Genomic DNA, 17,010 nt, shown 5'->3' on the forward strand with positions numbered 1-17,010 from the left:
AATACCAACAAAATAAAATAAAAATCGGCCAGTAGTAATTATTTTAGCTATGACAATTGTTATCATAGCCAGTTATATAACAAAACAAATAATTATCTCCAAAACCAATTATTATCAATAATACCCTGTTGGTTATAAAAGTCAACATTTTTCTAATCTTTTTATCATTTAACTTCTAAAAGCCTTACCGTATCATGTTTAAAGTAAACTACATGAAAAAAGTACATAAAAATTATGTACTTTTTATCGTTTATATTCTTTTATACTTACTTTTTTGTTGAGTCACGTGCAATATAACCATGTGGCAAAACAATATTATTAATCGCTGGTTCTTCATGGTTCATTAATTTTGTTAACATACGCATCGCAACCGCACCAATATCATATATCGGTTGTGTCACCGATGATAATTGTGGTCGTGTTATAACTGTTACTTTTGAATCATTGCTCGTAATAATTTCAAATTCTTCAGGTACTTTTACATTAGCGTCCGTCAAACCATTAACCAAGCCAGCAGCCATTTCATCATTAGCCACCACTGCAGCGGTTACCTTTGATGACTTAACTGACTGAGCCAACTCATAACCTGATTGATAGTCATAGTTACCTTGAAATACTAATTGCTCATCATATGGTATATCATACGTTGCTAGCGCATCTTGATACCCTAATAAACGATGTTCTTTATTCATATAGTGATTTAAATCACCAGTGATAAATGCAATGTCTTTGTGACCAGCTTTTAATAAACGCGTTGTTATATCATTCATTGCTGACCGGTAAGCAATATTGACTGATGGTTGCGCGTCTTGATCATCAAGTAAACCTGCCAAAACAACTGGCACATCGGCCTTTTTAAATTCATCACGAATGGCATCATTAACAAGATTCCCCATAAAAATAATACCATCAACTTGCTTGCCCAAAAGATTTTCCATCACCTGAACTTCTTTGGTATTTGATTCATCTGAATTTGCCAAAATAATTTGATAATGGTACATTGCTGCAACATCATCAATACCACGGGCTAATTCAGCGAAATAATGGTTTGTAACATCTGGAATAACAACGCCAATAGTCGTTGTACGACGTGATGCTAGACCACGAGCAACTGCATTTGGACGGTATCCTAACCGATCAATAACAGCTTTAACTTTATCTTTAGTTTCTGACTTAACATTAGCATTACCATTAACTACTCGTGAAACGGTAGCCATTGATACCCTTGCTTCACGTGCAACATCATAAATTGTAACTGTTTGTTTATCCATTACTATTCTCCTTATCTTATCAATACAAATATGTATTCAAGTCTCGTTACTAAATCAAGTTACTCTAGTATATAGTAAGAACTTACGTGCATTATGAAACCGCTCTCAAAGTGATTGTAACATGTTTTCACTGTTTTTTTCATCATTTAATAATAATTTCACACAATGGTTAATTGTACCATAACTTTTCTGCATGGATAGGCAATTTTTAAAAATGAGCGTACAATTAATCATATAATTATTAAAGGAGAATTTTTTAATGACTGATAAACTCATGTCAATTCAAAATTGGCTTAACGAACAACAACTCGATGTTGCCTACTTTTCAGATTTCCATTCAATTGACTACCTAACTGGTTTTAATTCCGATCCAATTGAACGTGTCTTGGCATTATTTGTCTTCCCAGAAGACGAACCTTTTATTTTTGCACCGGCATTAGAAGTCGAAGCAGTCAAGAATTCTGGCTGGCAACATCCCGTATATGGTTACCAAGACCAGGAGAATCCTTGGACTTTAATTAGTGAGCATCTTCATGACCATACAAAACATACTGAAAAATGGGCTGTTGAAAAAGACCAATTGACCTTAAATCGTGCTGCATTTATTCAAACAGCTGTACCTGAAGTTAAATTCATTGGTAACCTATCACCATTGATGACAGATATGCACTTAATTAAGACACCTGATGAAATTGTTAAGTTGCACAAAGCAGGTGCTGATGCCGATCGTGCTTTTGAATTTGCTTTCGCAGCGCTAAAAGCAGGTGTTTCTGAACTACAAGTTATGGCAAAATTAGAATATGATTTAAAAGCTTCTGGTGTCGTTGGTATGTCCTTTGAAACACTTGTACAATTTGGTGCCCATGCTGCTGAACCACATGGTGATACTAGCAATAATACACTAAAATCTGGTGATTTAGCCCTATTTGACTTGGGAACAATTTACGATGGTTATGTTTCTGATGCCACTCGTACAGTCGCATTCCAATCAGTATCTGATCACCAACGTGATGTTTACAATGTTGTCTTAGAAGCCCAATTAACTGCCCAAAATGCTGCTAAGCCTGGTATGACTGCTAGCGAATTAGATGGTATTGCACGTAATGTGATCACAAAAGCTGGTTATGGCGACTACTTTGTCCATCGTTTAGGTCACGGAATTGGGTCATCTGTTCACGAGTCAATTCAGATTGCACAAGGTAACGATCTTATTTTGCAACCAGGTATGTCTTTCTCAATTGAACCTGGTATTTACATCCCTGGTGATTTAGGAATCCGGATAGAAGACTCTGTTATTATGACTGAAACTGGTGTCGATTCATACACCCACTCATCAAAAGAATTACGTATTATCGATTAAGATTATTTAATAATAAAAGCGCTAGTCTCAATATGAGGCTAGCGCTTTTAAATTGTGTAAAAAACGACTTACTTTTCGGAAAGATCAGATAATCCCTTGACTTCTGTTTGTGATAAACCAACATTAGGGTTTAAAATTTCAGGTTCTGCAGATGCTTCTGTCAATTCTTCAAAAGTCTCTGAATCTAGCGCATCATCAGTTGGTGACAAAACAATATCCTCTTCAGAATCATCTGTTTCATCTGATTTAACTTGATTCTTTAAATCATTAGCTTGACTCCGTAAGTCTGCTGCTTTTTCTTGTGCTGAAGCAATTAAATCATCAGCCTTTTCACGTAATTCAGCTGACTTATCCTCAGCCGAGGCTTTTAAATCTGCTACCTTTGTGTCAAATGCATAGCTTTTATCTGATACAAAGTCATCAGCTTTCTCACGAACAGAAGCAACAGCATCAGTCGCTGCATAGCTATAATCAACAACCTTATCACGTACGTCTGCAACAGTATCATCAAACTTTGCTTTTAAATCAGCTTGTTGTTCAACTGTCAACATCTTGTAATAACCGTATCCGGCTGCTGCTACCAAACCACCAAAGATCGTTCCTGCTAAAAATCCTTTTGTTTTTGACATAATATGATCCTCCTAATTTATCAACTATTCTGCTGTTTTATTTGCTTTTCTATTTTTCTTATGGTTCTTACGTGCGGTGTTAGCCGCAAATACAGCTGACGCTACTTTTGTCGTATTAGAACTTGCTGAACCCTTCACCTTACTGGTTAAATTAGATGTTGCTGCATTTAAATCTGATACTGAAGTACCCAAATCAGCAATCGCTTGGAATGCTGGATCAATCGTTGCAACTTTACCATTAACGTCGCTTAGTAATGTATCAACATTTGCCAATATATCATTAGCACCTCGAGCAATTACATCAACATCCTTTGTTAGCACACCCAAAGTTTGTGTTAATTTAACCAAAAACAATCCAATAAATAGAACCAACAATAATACCGCAACGGCTATAATTATTAGTGCGATTTGTCCACCTGACATGTATTCATTCCCTCCTAGTTCTCCATATAATTTTCATTTTACCGTGTTACATCATAACTGGCAATTATCATATTTTAATTAGTTACGCTGATTGATAGATAACCGTCTTTAAAATATTTATTTATCTAATGATAATTCATCAACTAGTGCTTCGAATTCATTTAGGCGTTCCTCAAACACGGCAAAATTTTCTCGCAAGTAATCTGGTTTCGTCATATCAACACCTGCTTTTTTCATCACATCAATTGGAAAAGCTGATGACCCTGTTTTTAGATAATCTTTGTAGTCATTAACAGCCTGATCACCTTCATGTAAAATTTTATCTGCTAATGCAGTAGCAGTTGCAAACCCTGTACTATACTGGAAAACATAATAATTATAATAGAAGTGTGGAATACGTTCCCATTCATGTGCAATTTCTTCATCAACCGTTAATGTTGAACCATAATAATGCTTATTCAATTCACCATAGGCTTCATTCAAAATGTCTGCTGTTAATGGTGTGCCTTGCGCATCAGTTTCGTGCATCCATTGCTCAAATTCAGCAAATTGTGTCTGGCGGAACAACGTCCCTTTAACACCATCTAGGTATTGATTTAAGATATAAGCCTTTAATTTTTTATCTTCTACTGTGCGTAATAAATAATCAGTTAATAAGTTTTCATTGGTTGTTGACGCAATTTCAGCTAGGAAAATTGGATAATCACCATATTGATAAGGTTGATTTTCTCGTGTTAGGTATGAATGGACGGAATGACCCATTTCATGCACCAATGTACTCAAGTTATTAAGATTATCAACCCAGTTTAACAAAATATAGGGGTTTGTATCATAAGCGCCCCCTGAATAGGCACCAGAGCGCTTTCCTTTATTTTCAATGACATCAATCCAGCGATTATCAAATGCTTTTTGCACAATATCAAGGTAATCTTGACCTAAGGGAGCCAGAGCCTTTAATGCTTCTGCTTGTGCACTAGGATAATCAATATCATAATCTGGTTCGCCAAGAATTGGTGTATATAAGTCATATGAATGTAGTTCTGAGAGACCTAATAAACGTTTGCGCAAAGCCATATAACGGTGCAACAATGGTAAAGCCTTATTTACTTCTTCAACCAGTGTATCATACACAACTTCTGGCACATTATTAGCTGCTAAAGCCGCTTGTCTAGCTGAATCGTAATTATGAACATCTGCTAAATAATTGTGTCCTTTAACATGGTTCCCAATTAAAGAAGCAAAAGTATTATCCAAAGCCATATATGAGGCATAAAAGGTCTTGAAAGCATTTTTTCTAACTTCAGGTTTAACAGATTCTAGTAAGCGTGAATATACACCATCTGACAAAGTTTCTAATTCACCTTCATCATTTTCTACAGCATCAAAAGTAATATCAGCATTATCTAACATACCAAACGTTCGCTCAGATGCACCAAAGATATCACCAGCTGCTGCCAAAAGTTTTTCTTGATTCTCTGATAAGACATGACCCTTTTGCGTTAGAATATCATCAAAATAATGCGTATATTCTTGCAAACGAGGTTCTTGTGAAAAATAATCAGCTAACTGATCTGTTGAAAGTGATAATACAGCTGGATCAAAAAAAGAAATTGCAGCTGATACCTTAGCTGCTAATGACTCTGCTTTATTAATTAATCCTTGGTAAAATCCATTTGCTGTATCTTGATCTGATTTCATAGATGCATAGACATACAACGTTTCCAAATCACGCATTAGGCCTAGGCCATATTGTAATGCGTTATAAAGGTCTTTACCTGAATTGATTGCCGTTTGGGCAAAAAAATCAGCATTTACTAGTCGTTCATTTAATTCATCGTACGCAGTTTGCCAATCAGTATCACTTGCAAAAATCTTTGTTAAATCCCAAGTAGCTGATTCTGGTAACTCATTACGTAAAGGTAATTCTTTTGCCATCATTTTCCCTCATTTCAGTCTAATATATTGTTCATTTTACCATATTTCTAGTATATCATGAGAGAAAATTGGTCGTATCTATTTTTAATTTTGCTTGTAGTTTTTCTTGATACGTATTAAACCATTTTAATGTTCTAACTAACACAATTCTATCACCTGTCCTTTTGATTATCCCTCCTGATATCAAGTCATCTAATAAATAATTAAGCCATATTTTTTGAACTTTTTTAACTGATAAACAACCAAATCGTTGCCATGGAAACTCCGTCAGCAGCTTCATTAACTGAAACGATGTTCTTGGTTGTTTTTCTAAAGTAAGTAGTACGCGTATAATAACCTGCCACTGTGCAACTTTCAGTCCACCTGGCAGTGAGTATTGGGGATGACATTCCCATGGTATGCCAATCACTAACCGTTTTATTTTATATAGTTCATTTTGAATAGGCCAAATTTCAGGCTTTGATTGCATAACTGCTTGTTGTAGTTTCAGCAATTGCTGTGGTTGATTAGCCATCATTTGCCGTTTTAACACCCTTGATTTACCATCTATCTGCCACCAAGCTTGCCAAACAATTCCCTTCGTTGGCTGCCAAAAAGCAACTTGTAATTGTTGCTGATAGATTATAGCAAACTTAGCAATCGTTCTAGCTTGTAGTCGCTTATTTTGATAATTTTCACCTAAAATCCAAATAACTTTATAATTTAATTGACGATAACCTTTTGTTCGTGCTCGCACCTTTTCTAGAGAAATTGTTGCACACTGAAATTCAATAACAAACCAATCTTTACCTTTTCTAACCATTAAATCAGGGCGTTGCTTAATTTGACTAAGCCATGGTTCTAATCTAACTTCATCATATTTTTGTTTTAACAGTGTAAACAATGCCAGTTTACCTTGTAAATGATTAACCGTTTCTCCTTCTGCACTAACATCACAATTACTTCCATTGATATGGGCAAAATGCGGTATATTAATGTTGCCTTTTTTTAACTGTACACGTGCTTTACAACCTGGACAATAATATATTTCACTATTACTAGCTTGCGTTGCTTGAATCAACTGATCATTCTCTATTATTTTAGCAATTAACATCTTACATGCCTCCAAACAATAAGGAGCATCTATGACGGTATTATGTCCAAAAGTCTTTTGTAAATTTTATTTAATACAGATAAGATAAAAAATCTCGCAACGTCAATATCATGTCAACGTTACGAGATTTTTCATAAATATTACTAGCCAAAATAAGTTGCAACATTCGTCATTGCATCATTTTTAAAAATTATTTGCCCGTGCTCAATTAAAACATCAGGTGAAATATCAGGTATTTGTGCAAATTCATAAGCCATTGCCTTTAAATCTGCCATTGTATAATTATATTCTAAAGATTCATGATCAATCTTGATAACATAGAAGAACTTTTCTTGATACTTAACTAACTGACTACCAAATGCAAATTGTTGTTTTGCCATATTTAATGAAAATTGAATAACATTCTCAAAATTATCAAATTGCAAAACTAAATTTTGCTCTCGTGCTATATCAGAAAAACCTACTGAATCAACAAGATTCTGTCTTTGTGTTGCTTTAATTTTTTGTGCTTCTTCCTTTGTTAGTTTTTGCGTACTACGTGGTTTAGAATCATCATTATCCAGCAATGCATCTAATACCTCATCTGAGACATCATCTTCAGCATCACTTATATCGCGTTTCCCTAGCACTGAATTAAGCATACCTTCCATGACAGACTTATCATCAATATTTTTAGAAATGAATAATTCTAATCCATTTTTATTAGGCAAAACTTGGAAAGTTACTGCTTCATTATTTTCAAAGTCACCTTCAATATCAATTTCTTCTAAAATACTATAAAAGAACTCTTCAATTTTATCTTGGTTGCCCAACAAATCAATAACTGAAATATTCCGTTCGGCTAAATCATCATTTGTGACTACGACCCGGATTGTATCATCATTTATTCGTTCCATTTCCATAATGGGCACCCCTTTCTTCTCAATTACGATGAGAACACTCTTCAATAAGACATTATACCAAATTATCTATCTTTTAGTTGCATACATTAGAAAAAAGTTGATGTGTTTCATGACATCAACTTTTTTCTAAATTATTTTTGTATATTATTAAACGTTACGCCTACAAATCAACTAAAGCAGTAACGCGTGCCAATTCTTCTTGACGCATTTCATGCGGTAAGAAACGGCGAATTTCGTCTTCATTATAACCAACTTGCATTCTTTTTTCGTCCATAATCAATGGTCGTTTTAATAATGCGGGTTCTTCATGTAATAGATCGATTAGCACACTTAGCGACATATCATCCAATTTAACGTCTAACTTAGTAAACAACTTTGAGCGTGTTGAAATAATTTCTTCCGTTCCGTCTTCTGTCATTCGTAAAATATTTTTAATCTCATCTCGTGTTAATGGCTCTTTGAAGATGTTTCGTTCTTGATAAGAAATTCCATTTTCTTTTAGCCAGGCACGGGCCTTTCGGCATGAGGTACAACTAGGTGATGTATATAACGTTACCATAATGGCCTCCTCTCGGCACTACAATGATTCGACTATTCCTTATAGACTCCATTATAACGGTATTGTGTCAAACATGTAACCCTTTTTTGTTAAATATCTGTAATAAATTAAAAAAATCTCATTAAAAAGCCGAAACTAATCATAACTCATAGCATTATCTATCAACTGATTTAGCCGTCCAATTAAAGTTTGCATCTTTTGTTCAAGTACTTTTATTTTTTTATAACTACTTCTTTGATCAATTTTAACGGCAGTAGTAATGGCAATTAAATGCTGCTGGACTTGTTGTAACTGCTGAATATTTTCTGTACTTTCAGATACTTGCAGAGACGTATTCTTTTTATGTCTATAGCCTATTTGTTTTTGGCTAAATAACGTTAATGTCAAAATAAATTGATTCTGCCACGCAGCCAATACAGTATTAAAATTAATACTAATTTCATCAATTAAGCTTTGATTATTAGCTTTTAATGCTTGTATTTGAACCGATTGGTTGGCAATAAGACGACTAGTTAAATCCAAATTTTTAATTCGTGCTAGCAATAACTTCTTAAATTGATCTAACTGTTGAATTTGTGTAATTTCTGTTATCTTAATCGCACTTGGTAATTCCCTTTTTTCAATATCCGTCAATTTCATGGCCGCACCAGCCTGAGAGATGCTTATTTTTTTAGCATACAATTCATTTTCTTGATATACACTGGTTAACCACTCATTTTCATTAATCATTTCCTGTTGAAACACATGTAACTGATTAGATATTTCCGCAACATCAGCGCTTATCTGTCGATACTGCTCTATTAATGCATCTACCGTCGCTTGCATATTATTAAAAACATGAGCCAAAAAGCCTTGTTGAATTGGCATTAATTGGTTGGCATCAATTTGGTCTATCACTGGTTTAAGCATATTTAGCGCATCATTAATTCCAGAGTGAATATCCTTTACATGACTAGTCATCGTAATTTTTTGATAGAACTCTAACAAATTTTTTTGGGTTGCTAACCCATATTCCAAGATTGATTTGTCATTATTTGCATCTAAGCTCTGCGCTAATTGTAATGCTTTAACTCGTTCCTTTGGGGTTAATTTTTTATAATTAGTAGCCTCATCACTAGTTGGTAAGGTATGTTCTTCCAACATTTTTTGCCCCCATACCCGATTTATTTAATTACTATTTCCTATTTTTTGCTGTATCCATTACTGAATGATTATTTTTTGTCATTTCTGTATTAGGATGTTCTTCAGCAAAAATAAACTCAGTACGCTCTTCTTGATGTTCCAAGTCAGCCAGATGACGACGTGACCAACGATAAACAATTAAGACTATAATCATCAAACCGATTGCAACTGATTGAATAAGAATACCAAGTGTATCATCATGATAAACTAATAAATTACGTAACATAGCTGTAATACCAATATACATAAAATTTTCTAATGAAATATGATTTTTCAAAAAATATTCTTGTGTCAAAACAACAAATTCAAAGAACAAAAAAGTTTCTAAAATTAAGCGTGTAATATTATAAAAATTCTCCGTTAGATCAACCTGCCAAAGTAGCTGTGCTAATTGCCAGACGTCCTTCAAAAAGAAACCAAACATAATAATTCCAAGTACTAACATACCAATACCTAATACGACATTGTAGCTTTTTTCAAGATGTTTATTATTCATTCTAACGCCTCCATTATTTATTATTTTATCAAATACGTGTAATAAGTTATCACAATTTGCCCAAATAAAAACTCTAGTGTCCTTTTAATTAGGGTACTAGAGTTATCAAGCAGTTATTTACAACAATCAAACTCGGCTGATATTAATCAAATATCAACTGCTAACTGCTTTCATTATAACAGAAAACAGTTGTGAATAATTGCATTAAATCTTTTGTTTTGAGAAAGCCGCAAAACTTAATTGCTTTGATCGTAAATTATATTGACTATGTTTATAACGATCAAGTGGGAAATTCGACGTTAAACGCCATTCAGTAAAGTTCTTTTTTAGTTGCCATGTTGATAAAATCACAATCTCATGATTATTATCGATACGCTGTAATACATATGAGCTAATAAAACCTGGCGTACTAATCGCAAAAGTCTCATTATTAAAACGACGTAGGAAGTTATCTCGTTCCAAATCGTTTAAAGTAATAGAAATAAAGCTCATCCAACCACGTAGCTCATCTGTTTGACCATGACTTGAAAGCACTTTATAAGTCGTTGGCACTGCAAAACTTGATTGTTCGTTTTCCGTTTTTTCTAAAAGTTCGTAACGTTGCGAATCGGCATCATCACGCATTAACAATAGCTCTCGCTGCGAATTTTGATTCCTAATATTTTGTAACACTGCACGTGATCCGAATGTTTCATGTATGTACTCAGTCATAATAAATCCCCCGTTATCCTTTGTGATAATACATTTATAAAATGAGCATCAAAAAGTTAATTGATTAGGCGTTTAAGGCAATGTTAACCAAACTAATTGCTGCAATACCATTATTTAACATATGCACAGCCATTGAATATTGAATTTGCTTAGTCTTTTTATAAACAACTGCCAAAGCAATTCCCATCAATGAATACTGTAATAACGCAAACCATTGAAAATCTTGGAATACATGAAAGTAACCAAATAAAATACCTGACAAAATGACATTTAGCCACCAAGGACCTGACTTAAAAAAATAATTAAGAACAATTCCTCTAAAAATTAATTCTTCAACTAATGGTGCAACAAATACCGCTAATACCACAACAAAAATTAATGCTGCGCCACCTTTTCCAGCCATACTTTCCAGCGCCGCTTGATTACTAGCAGTAATTGGTTTATGTGATATTAATGTCTGTAAGAGCAAGGTAACCATCCCTGCACCTAAAATCATAATATAACCATATACCACCCACATTAACTTATCAGCGCGAAATGGATGTAACCCTGTTTTTGGTGCTTTTTTTCTAACAGCATAAGCCAAAATTTTCACCGTTATAAACGTTAAGATTGCTGCAACAACAACCATTGTGATAATTGCAATTGGATTATTGCGATCAACACGTAACCAACTTACAACTCCTAGTTTACTATAAGTACTGCCTATTTGGATAATAAAGTCTAAAATTATACCAATAACTAACCAAATAACACCCATTATCAGTGTATTTAATCCTTCAATTTTTTTCATTTTTATCCTCCTGCTTTTTCTTTTGTAAGGCTAAGGATAAACGTGTCATCAAGCCAGTTGCCAAAATAAATAATATCAAAAGCACACTGAAAATCAACCATGTTGGCCAATCAAAAAAATTAGCAATCCAGGTAAATCCTACAAAAACGGCCATGACAATGACACTTGCGCCAATTTGAATTACAACTCGCATTTTATTATTCACCTATCAATACAAATTGATTTAATACTTCTGCAATCGCCCCTTCATTATTTGTGCGTGTTGTGACAATATCAGCCATTTCTTTTACTGCAGTAATACCATTTGCAACGCTAATACCAAGTCCGGCAGCCTTAATCATTTTCAAATCATTATTATTGTCACCAATAGCCATGATTTCGTCCCTTTTGATGCCAAGCTTTTCACCTAATAATAATGAGGCTGTACCCTTATCCACGCCTTTAAGATTAAATTCAACATAACGATCAGAAGAATATGTTGCTTCAACTTGATCAATACCAACACTATCAATCACAGCATCGTAAATTTGGTGACGAACTTGCATATCTGAATGTTCAAAAATAACTTTCATAATTGGCTGTTGCCTGTTTAAAAATGATAAATCGGGCGTTTTTAATTCTACATATGCCACACCACGTGTCGCTAAATATTGTCTGTCTGAATCACTTACATTATAAATAAATAACTTATCGATGGTATAAATATGAACATCAACTGCTTCATTAATCAAACCTGCTTTAAAAATTTGTTTGGCCATCGTCAACGGCATATCTTGGGTCGCAATAATCTGATTATCTTTATTTTCCACAATTGCTGAACCATTAAATGAAATGACAAATTGACCAACTTGATCATATAAATCAAGTTGTTTGAGCATTTTTTGCACGGATTCAAATGAGCGACCTGTATTAGGAACGAATTTAAAGCCTTGCGCCGCTGCTTTTTTTACTGTTTGTACATTTTCTTCATGAATTGTGCCATCGTCATTTAGAAATGTTTCATCTAAATCCGACACTAACATTTTATAAGTCATTGGTTTTCCCCTTTAAGTATGCATGCTTGTCTTTATTCTAACAGAAAATTTTGATTTACTTATCATCATATTCGATTAATTCTTTATTATCTGTTAATGTTTTTTTGACTTCGCGCGCTTGCTATGGCAATATATAAGACAAGTTTAATATAAGGAGATACTTTTATGCGTAATTTTATAAGCGAATTCCGTGACTTTATCATGCGTGGTAATGTAATGGATCTTGCTGTTGCTTTCATTATGGGAGCTGCTTTTCAAACTGTTGTTAAATCCGTTGTTGATGACTTAATCATGCCATTAATTGGTATTATTACAGGATCAATTTCATTTTCAAATATTGTTTGGCATGTCGGATCAGCTGATATTAAAGTCGGTTCATTCATTGGAACACTAATCACCTTTTTGTTGACTAGTTTTGCCGTCTTCCTAATTCTAAAAGCAATTCGCAAAGCACAAGCAATTGCAAACAAAAATGCCGAAGAAGAAGCTGTTCCTGAAACCGAATTAGTCGTGTTACAAGAAATTCGCGATGCACTAGCAGAAAAGAAAGATTAATATTTATTTTCACTATATTATTAAAAAAGAACGCCCTTATATCAGCATTTATGCAGATAAGTACGTTCTTTTTATTTTGTCAAGCCGTTGAATTTATTTCTAATATTGGCTAATATAGTTAACAGCTGATAAGCTCACTCATGTACTTTTTATTAGATGAGTATTTAGAGAAAATATAATCCTGAAGGAAGAAGGACTACCATGGTGATTATCACAGCTGGTATGATCGGTGTTGGAAAAACAACACTAACTGATTTGATTGCAAAACATCTTAACACGCAGGCTTTTTTTGAACCTGTTGGTGAAAATCCCGTGTTACCCCTTTATTATGCAGATCCCAAGCAATATGGATTTCTGTTACAAATTTACTTTTTAAACAAGCGTTTTGCCATGATAAAAAAGGCTTTATCTGACGACAATAACGTATTGGATCGATCAATCTATGAAGATGCTTTGTTCACACAAGAAAATCATCGTGAAGGAAACATTTCTGATGCCGAGTTAAAAGTTTACATGACTTTGTTAGACAATATGATGTCTGAAATTCAAACAATGCAAAAAGGCCGACCTGATTTAATGGTCTTTGCTAATGCAGACTTTGATACAATCCTATATCGTATTAAAAAACGTGGTCGTGACTATGAGCAATTTGAAGATAATGATGAACTACGTCAATATTACTTTAAAATGTGGTCAGCTTATCAAAAATGGTATAAAGATTACGATGCATCACCAAAAATGACCATTGATCTACAAAAATATGATTTGGAGGATGAGGCTAGTCGTAAAATCGTATTACAACAAATCGACGATCGTCTAGCAGCTTTATCTGAATAACGTGTGCATTATTACACAAAAAGGCGAGGAACAAATTTATCTGTTCCTCGCCTTTTTAATACCACTTAATTATTTAAAATTATATACACCAACAAAGTCAGGCAAAATCTCAGCGTCGGCTAGTGACACGATCTGTGCCTTTTGACCTGGTTGTGAAGCAATTACATATTGACCATCACCAATATAAATAGCCACTTGCCAAGATGCGCCATGACCACCCCAGAAGAGTAGATCCCCTGGTTGTGCCGTTTGCATAATGTCGACACTAGATTGCACATCGGTTGTTGTGACATGTGCTTCTTGGGAAACCGTATATCTTGGAATATTAACACCTGCTTCATGATATGCTCTCGCAGTTAAACCAGAAGAATCTAAGCCAGATGTGGTTTTACCACCCCATACATACGGAATTTGTTGTTCGGCAAAATTTTTAGCACTAGTAACAATATTTGCTCGCTGATCAGCTGTCAACGCAGTAACCGTTTTAGTTTGACTGATAGTTTGTGTCTCATTATCACTTTGATTAGCAACACCACTATTATCTTGCGTGCTAGTTGCATCTAATGAATTTAACACAACATCCCCATTAGACATAGTTGTTGCTGCAGGAGCCTGTTTTGGTGCAGCAACCCCTAATGACTGAACAGCTACCTTGTTATCTGGATTATCATCAACAGTAGCAGCTGATTGCATCGTCACTGTTGTATCATGATATGCCTGTTGTACAGGTTCACTTGCAACTGATGGATCAGTAACACTATTGCTAGAGTATGCTGTTGCATCATCCGTCCCTTGTACAGCTTGATCCGTGTATCCTTGGTCCGAAACTTCAGAAGATGGTTCAACAACTGTTGTATCAACATAGCCACCATTGGGTATTGACAGTGATTGTCCAATACTTAACATGGTTGTATCCGCATTCGGATTAGCAGCTTGTAAAGCATCAATTGAAACACCATTATTGGCAGCAACAGTTGCTAATGTATCACCATCTTGAATCGTGTAAGATGACATTGCAGTAGATTCCGCAGCATCTGATTCTGAAACAACCGCATCTTCTGCAGGCGTCGCTGGTTGTTGCGTATCTGTTTCTGCAGTAGTTGAATCATCATAATATGATGCTGAATCTGCCGTAACATCAGATTGTGCACTTGATGCGCTAATCGCATCTGTCATTGCTTTAGATGCAACTGTATTAAGGTTACTTTTCGGTGATTTCACCTTCTTTGTTCCATCTTTAAACGTTGCTAATTTCGCATCTTTTGTGTGCTTTTCACGAAGAACATCAGATTTCATCGTTACTTGACTAGATTTCTCATGAATAAATGTTGCGACATTAGAAAATCTCCCAACTTGTTTTTCGTTGGATGTTACATTAATTGCTGTATTAACAGCCGCTTTTACATCAGGGATTTGTGTTGTTGCCACAACTCCTGCTGCACCAGCAATACCAGTGAAAAACAACTTAGTTGAAGCCTTTACCATAGGTCCAACTCCTCTCAAATTATACTTGTTAAAAGTTAACCTAAATACACATTCCCCAATTTATATTTAAAGTGAACTTAACATTTATATCATACCTTATATCTATCTAAATTTTTAGGGGAACGTATGTTCTTTTTACTTAAATAAACAAAAAAGCCTCAGTAAGTTAACAAAATTTACTCATTCACCAACTCATTAAGGTTATTTTTTATTAAAAATAATGTTATCACTCTTCATTTAACGGAAAAAGGCGCGTAGCTTTCACGGCACGCTGCCAACCTCTATATGCTTTTTGCACCTGGTTACGATGTTCAGTAATTGGCTGTTTAACTTCTAAATTATTTGATGCTGGTAATTTAGTCAAATCTGACCAAAAGCCAACACCCAAACCTGCCAAATAAGCAGCCCCTAATGCCGTTGTCTCTAATTGCTGTGGTCGTTTTACCGGCTGATTAATTAAATCTGCTTGAAATTGATGAATATAATTATTTGCTGCGGCACCTCCATCAATAACGAGATTCGTGACTTCAATGCCTGTATCATCTTGCATGGCTTCTAAGACATCACGTGTTTGATAAGCAATTGATTCCAGCGTAGCACGTACCAAATCGCCTTTGGTGGTTGAACGCGTTAACCCAAACATTGCACCTCTAGCGTTTTGATCCCAATAAGGTGCACCTAACCCAGTAAATGCCGGTACCAAATAAACTGGATCAATATGTTGCTCACGCGCAATGGTCGCAATTTGTGCAGTTTCTTTAGCACTTTTAATTAATTGTAAACCATCTTTAAGCCATTGAATTGCAGCACCAGCTATAAAGACTGACCCTTCTAGAGCATATGTCACTTGACCGTCAATACTATAAGCAATTGTTGTTAAAAGACCATTTGTTGAACGGGCAATATCTTGTCCTGTATTCATCACAATAAATGAACCAGTACCATACGTATTTTTAACATCACCTTTATTAAACGCCTGATGACCAATTAATGCTGCTTGTTGATCACCGGCAATACCTGCTATCGGTACTTGCAATCCAAAAAAAGCATACTCAGCAGTATAGCCAAATATACCTGCAGAATCTCGTACTTCTGGCAACAAAGATGCTGGAATATTGAATTCAGCTAGTAAATCCTTATCCCATTCTTTTGTGTGAATATTAAATAACATCGTTCGTGACGCATTTGAATAATCAGTTGCATGAACTTGTCCATTAGTTAATTTATATAATAACCAAGTATCAACTGTACCAAATAATAGTTCACCGTTTTCTGCGCGCTCACGAGCACCAGGCACATTATCTAGCAACCACATAATTTTAGTTGCTGAAAAATAAGCATCAATCCACAAACCAGTTCTTTCATAAATATAACTAGTTAGGCCTTTTTCTTGCAAATGTTCAGCAATTTTATCACTTTGTTTAGACTGCCACACAACCGCTGGTGCAATCGGTTCACCTGTTTGTCGATCCCAGATAATAGTCGTTTCACGTTGGTTAGTTAATCCAATACTGGCAACTTTATATGGTGGTATATTAGCCTGTAGCACAACTTGTGCAATAAGTTGCCGTGCATCATTCCAAATAGTCATTGCATCATGCTCTACCCAACCAGGATGATTAAAAATCTGTGGTAATTCCTTTTGTGCAGTTGCGACTACTTGCCCTTGTTCATCAAACAACATGGCACGCGTACTTGTTGTTCCTTGATCAAGTGCCATTACATATTGATCAGTCATTTTTCCC

18 protein-coding genes are annotated in these 17,010 nt (G+C 34.9%); 3 read left to right on the forward strand and 15 right to left on the reverse strand.

The window, feature by feature from the left end; translation table 11 throughout:
* Positions 1-266: 266 nt before the first annotated feature.
* A complete protein-coding gene (gene ccpA, locus G7Y65_RS05530) occupies positions 267-1,271 on the reverse strand; it encodes a catabolite control protein A (protein ID WP_042493422.1) in 1,005 nt (334 codons plus the stop codon).
* 259 nt (positions 1,272-1,530) lie between these two features.
* Here ccpA and G7Y65_RS05535 point away from each other — a divergent pair, with 259 nt between their 5' ends.
* Positions 1,531-2,631: a M24 family metallopeptidase gene (locus G7Y65_RS05535; RefSeq protein ID WP_042493420.1), complete on the forward strand. Its 1,101-nt coding sequence runs from the start codon at positions 1,531-1,533 to the stop codon at positions 2,629-2,631.
* Positions 2,632-2,699: 68 nt separating this feature from the next.
* On the opposite strand, the gene G7Y65_RS05540 is transcribed toward G7Y65_RS05535, so the two are convergent.
* From G7Y65_RS05540 to G7Y65_RS05595, 12 genes are all read right to left on the reverse strand, one after another.
* A complete protein-coding gene (locus G7Y65_RS05540) occupies positions 2,700-3,260 on the reverse strand; it encodes a prolipoprotein diacylglyceryl transferase (RefSeq protein ID WP_042493419.1) in 561 nt (186 codons plus the stop codon).
* A gap of 24 nt (positions 3,261-3,284) precedes the next feature.
* Complete coding sequence (locus G7Y65_RS05545) at positions 3,285-3,683, reverse strand: DUF948 domain-containing protein (RefSeq protein ID WP_042493417.1); 399 nt, start codon at positions 3,681-3,683, stop codon at positions 3,285-3,287.
* Between the two features lie 117 nt (positions 3,684-3,800).
* Complete coding sequence (gene pepF, locus G7Y65_RS05550) at positions 3,801-5,618, reverse strand: oligoendopeptidase F (RefSeq protein ID WP_165314724.1); 1,818 nt, start codon at positions 5,616-5,618, stop codon at positions 3,801-3,803.
* A gap of 55 nt (positions 5,619-5,673) precedes the next feature.
* A complete protein-coding gene (locus G7Y65_RS05555) occupies positions 5,674-6,711 on the reverse strand; it encodes a competence protein CoiA (RefSeq protein ID WP_052348426.1) in 1,038 nt (345 codons plus the stop codon).
* A gap of 143 nt (positions 6,712-6,854) precedes the next feature.
* Entirely contained in the window at positions 6,855-7,613 is a 759-nt protein-coding gene (locus G7Y65_RS05560) for an adaptor protein MecA (protein WP_042493415.1), read from the reverse strand.
* A gap of 160 nt (positions 7,614-7,773) precedes the next feature.
* Positions 7,774-8,172, reverse strand: a complete 399-nt coding sequence (spx, locus tag G7Y65_RS05565; RefSeq protein ID WP_042493413.1) for a transcriptional regulator Spx — start codon at positions 8,170-8,172, stop codon at positions 7,774-7,776.
* A 135-nt stretch (positions 8,173-8,307) separates the two neighbouring features.
* Positions 8,308-9,315: a toxic anion resistance protein gene (locus G7Y65_RS05570; RefSeq protein ID WP_165314725.1), complete on the reverse strand. Its 1,008-nt coding sequence runs from the start codon at positions 9,313-9,315 to the stop codon at positions 8,308-8,310.
* 31 nt (positions 9,316-9,346) lie between these two features.
* The gene (locus G7Y65_RS05575) at positions 9,347-9,850 is read right to left on the reverse strand and encodes a phosphate-starvation-inducible PsiE family protein (protein ID WP_042493410.1); all 504 of its coding nucleotides are present in this window, start codon (positions 9,848-9,850) and stop codon (positions 9,347-9,349) included.
* 204 nt (positions 9,851-10,054) lie between these two features.
* Positions 10,055-10,561 (reverse strand): antibiotic biosynthesis monooxygenase family protein, encoded by a 507-nt coding sequence (locus G7Y65_RS05580; RefSeq protein WP_042493408.1) that lies wholly within the window; start codon positions 10,559-10,561, stop codon positions 10,055-10,057.
* Between the two features lie 64 nt (positions 10,562-10,625).
* A complete protein-coding gene (locus G7Y65_RS05585) occupies positions 10,626-11,354 on the reverse strand; it encodes a CPBP family intramembrane glutamic endopeptidase (protein ID WP_042493407.1) in 729 nt (242 codons plus the stop codon).
* Complete coding sequence (locus G7Y65_RS05590) at positions 11,341-11,547, reverse strand: hypothetical protein (RefSeq protein WP_042493406.1); 207 nt, start codon at positions 11,545-11,547, stop codon at positions 11,341-11,343. The genes G7Y65_RS05585 and G7Y65_RS05590 overlap by 14 nt, the downstream gene beginning before the upstream one ends.
* Positions 11,548-11,551: 4 nt before the next feature.
* On the reverse strand, positions 11,552-12,388 hold the full coding sequence (locus G7Y65_RS05595; RefSeq protein ID WP_042493405.1) for a Cof-type HAD-IIB family hydrolase: 837 nt from the start codon (positions 12,386-12,388) through the stop codon (positions 11,552-11,554).
* A 165-nt stretch (positions 12,389-12,553) separates the two neighbouring features.
* On the opposite strand from G7Y65_RS05595, the gene mscL reads away from it, so the two are divergent.
* Positions 12,554-12,943: a large conductance mechanosensitive channel protein MscL gene (gene mscL / locus G7Y65_RS05600; RefSeq protein ID WP_042493403.1), complete on the forward strand. Its 390-nt coding sequence runs from the start codon at positions 12,554-12,556 to the stop codon at positions 12,941-12,943.
* 201 nt (positions 12,944-13,144) lie between these two features.
* Complete coding sequence (locus G7Y65_RS05605) at positions 13,145-13,780, forward strand: deoxynucleoside kinase (protein ID WP_042493402.1); 636 nt, start codon at positions 13,145-13,147, stop codon at positions 13,778-13,780.
* 69 nt (positions 13,781-13,849) lie between these two features.
* Here the strand turns inward: G7Y65_RS05605 and G7Y65_RS05610 are convergent, their stop codons facing one another.
* Entirely contained in the window at positions 13,850-15,265 is a 1,416-nt protein-coding gene (locus G7Y65_RS05610; RefSeq protein WP_165206777.1) for a C40 family peptidase, read from the reverse strand.
* A 226-nt stretch (positions 15,266-15,491) separates the two neighbouring features.
* Positions 15,492-17,003, reverse strand: a complete 1,512-nt coding sequence (gene glpK, locus G7Y65_RS05615; protein WP_042493399.1) for a glycerol kinase GlpK — start codon at positions 17,001-17,003, stop codon at positions 15,492-15,494.
* Positions 17,004-17,010: the final 7 nt, after the last annotated feature.

Origin of the sequence: Weissella sagaensis, assembly GCF_010306265.1 — a bacterium.
Taxonomy (GTDB): Bacteria; Bacillota; Bacilli; order Lactobacillales; family Lactobacillaceae; genus Weissella; species Weissella sagaensis.

Coding starts and splice junctions, on each gene's coding strand:
- ccpA (WP_042493422.1), bottom strand. CDS start 1,271: ATGGATAAACAAACAGTTACAATTTATGATGTTGCACGTGAAGCAAGG.
- G7Y65_RS05535 (WP_042493420.1), top strand. CDS start 1,531: ATGACTGATAAACTCATGTCAATTCAAAATTGGCTTAACGAACAACAA.
- G7Y65_RS05540 (WP_042493419.1), bottom strand. CDS start 3,260: ATGTCAAAAACAAAAGGATTTTTAGCAGGAACGATCTTTGGTGGTTTG.
- G7Y65_RS05545 (WP_042493417.1), bottom strand. CDS start 3,683: ATGTCAGGTGGACAAATCGCACTAATAATTATAGCCGTTGCGGTATTA.
- pepF (WP_165314724.1), bottom strand. CDS start 5,618: ATGGCAAAAGAATTACCTTTACGTAATGAGTTACCAGAATCAGCTACT.
- G7Y65_RS05555 (WP_052348426.1), bottom strand. CDS start 6,711: ATGTTAATTGCTAAAATAATAGAGAATGATCAGTTGATTCAAGCAACG.
- G7Y65_RS05560 (WP_042493415.1), bottom strand. CDS start 7,613: ATGGAAATGGAACGAATAAATGATGATACAATCCGGGTCGTAGTCACA.
- spx (WP_042493413.1), bottom strand. CDS start 8,172: ATGGTAACGTTATATACATCACCTAGTTGTACCTCATGCCGAAAGGCC.
- G7Y65_RS05570 (WP_165314725.1), bottom strand. CDS start 9,315: ATGTTGGAAGAACATACCTTACCAACTAGTGATGAGGCTACTAATTAT.
- G7Y65_RS05575 (WP_042493410.1), bottom strand. CDS start 9,850: ATGAATAATAAACATCTTGAAAAAAGCTACAATGTCGTATTAGGTATT.
- G7Y65_RS05580 (WP_042493408.1), bottom strand. CDS start 10,561: ATGACTGAGTACATACATGAAACATTCGGATCACGTGCAGTGTTACAA.
- G7Y65_RS05585 (WP_042493407.1), bottom strand. CDS start 11,354: ATGAAAAAAATTGAAGGATTAAATACACTGATAATGGGTGTTATTTGG.
- G7Y65_RS05590 (WP_042493406.1), bottom strand. CDS start 11,547: ATGCGAGTTGTAATTCAAATTGGCGCAAGTGTCATTGTCATGGCCGTT.
- G7Y65_RS05595 (WP_042493405.1), bottom strand. CDS start 12,388: ATGACTTATAAAATGTTAGTGTCGGATTTAGATGAAACATTTCTAAAT.
- mscL (WP_042493403.1), top strand. CDS start 12,554: ATGCGTAATTTTATAAGCGAATTCCGTGACTTTATCATGCGTGGTAAT.
- G7Y65_RS05605 (WP_042493402.1), top strand. CDS start 13,145: ATGGTGATTATCACAGCTGGTATGATCGGTGTTGGAAAAACAACACTA.
- G7Y65_RS05610 (WP_165206777.1), bottom strand. CDS start 15,265: ATGGTAAAGGCTTCAACTAAGTTGTTTTTCACTGGTATTGCTGGTGCA.
- glpK (WP_042493399.1), bottom strand. CDS start 17,003: ATGACTGATCAATATGTAATGGCACTTGATCAAGGAACAACAAGTACG.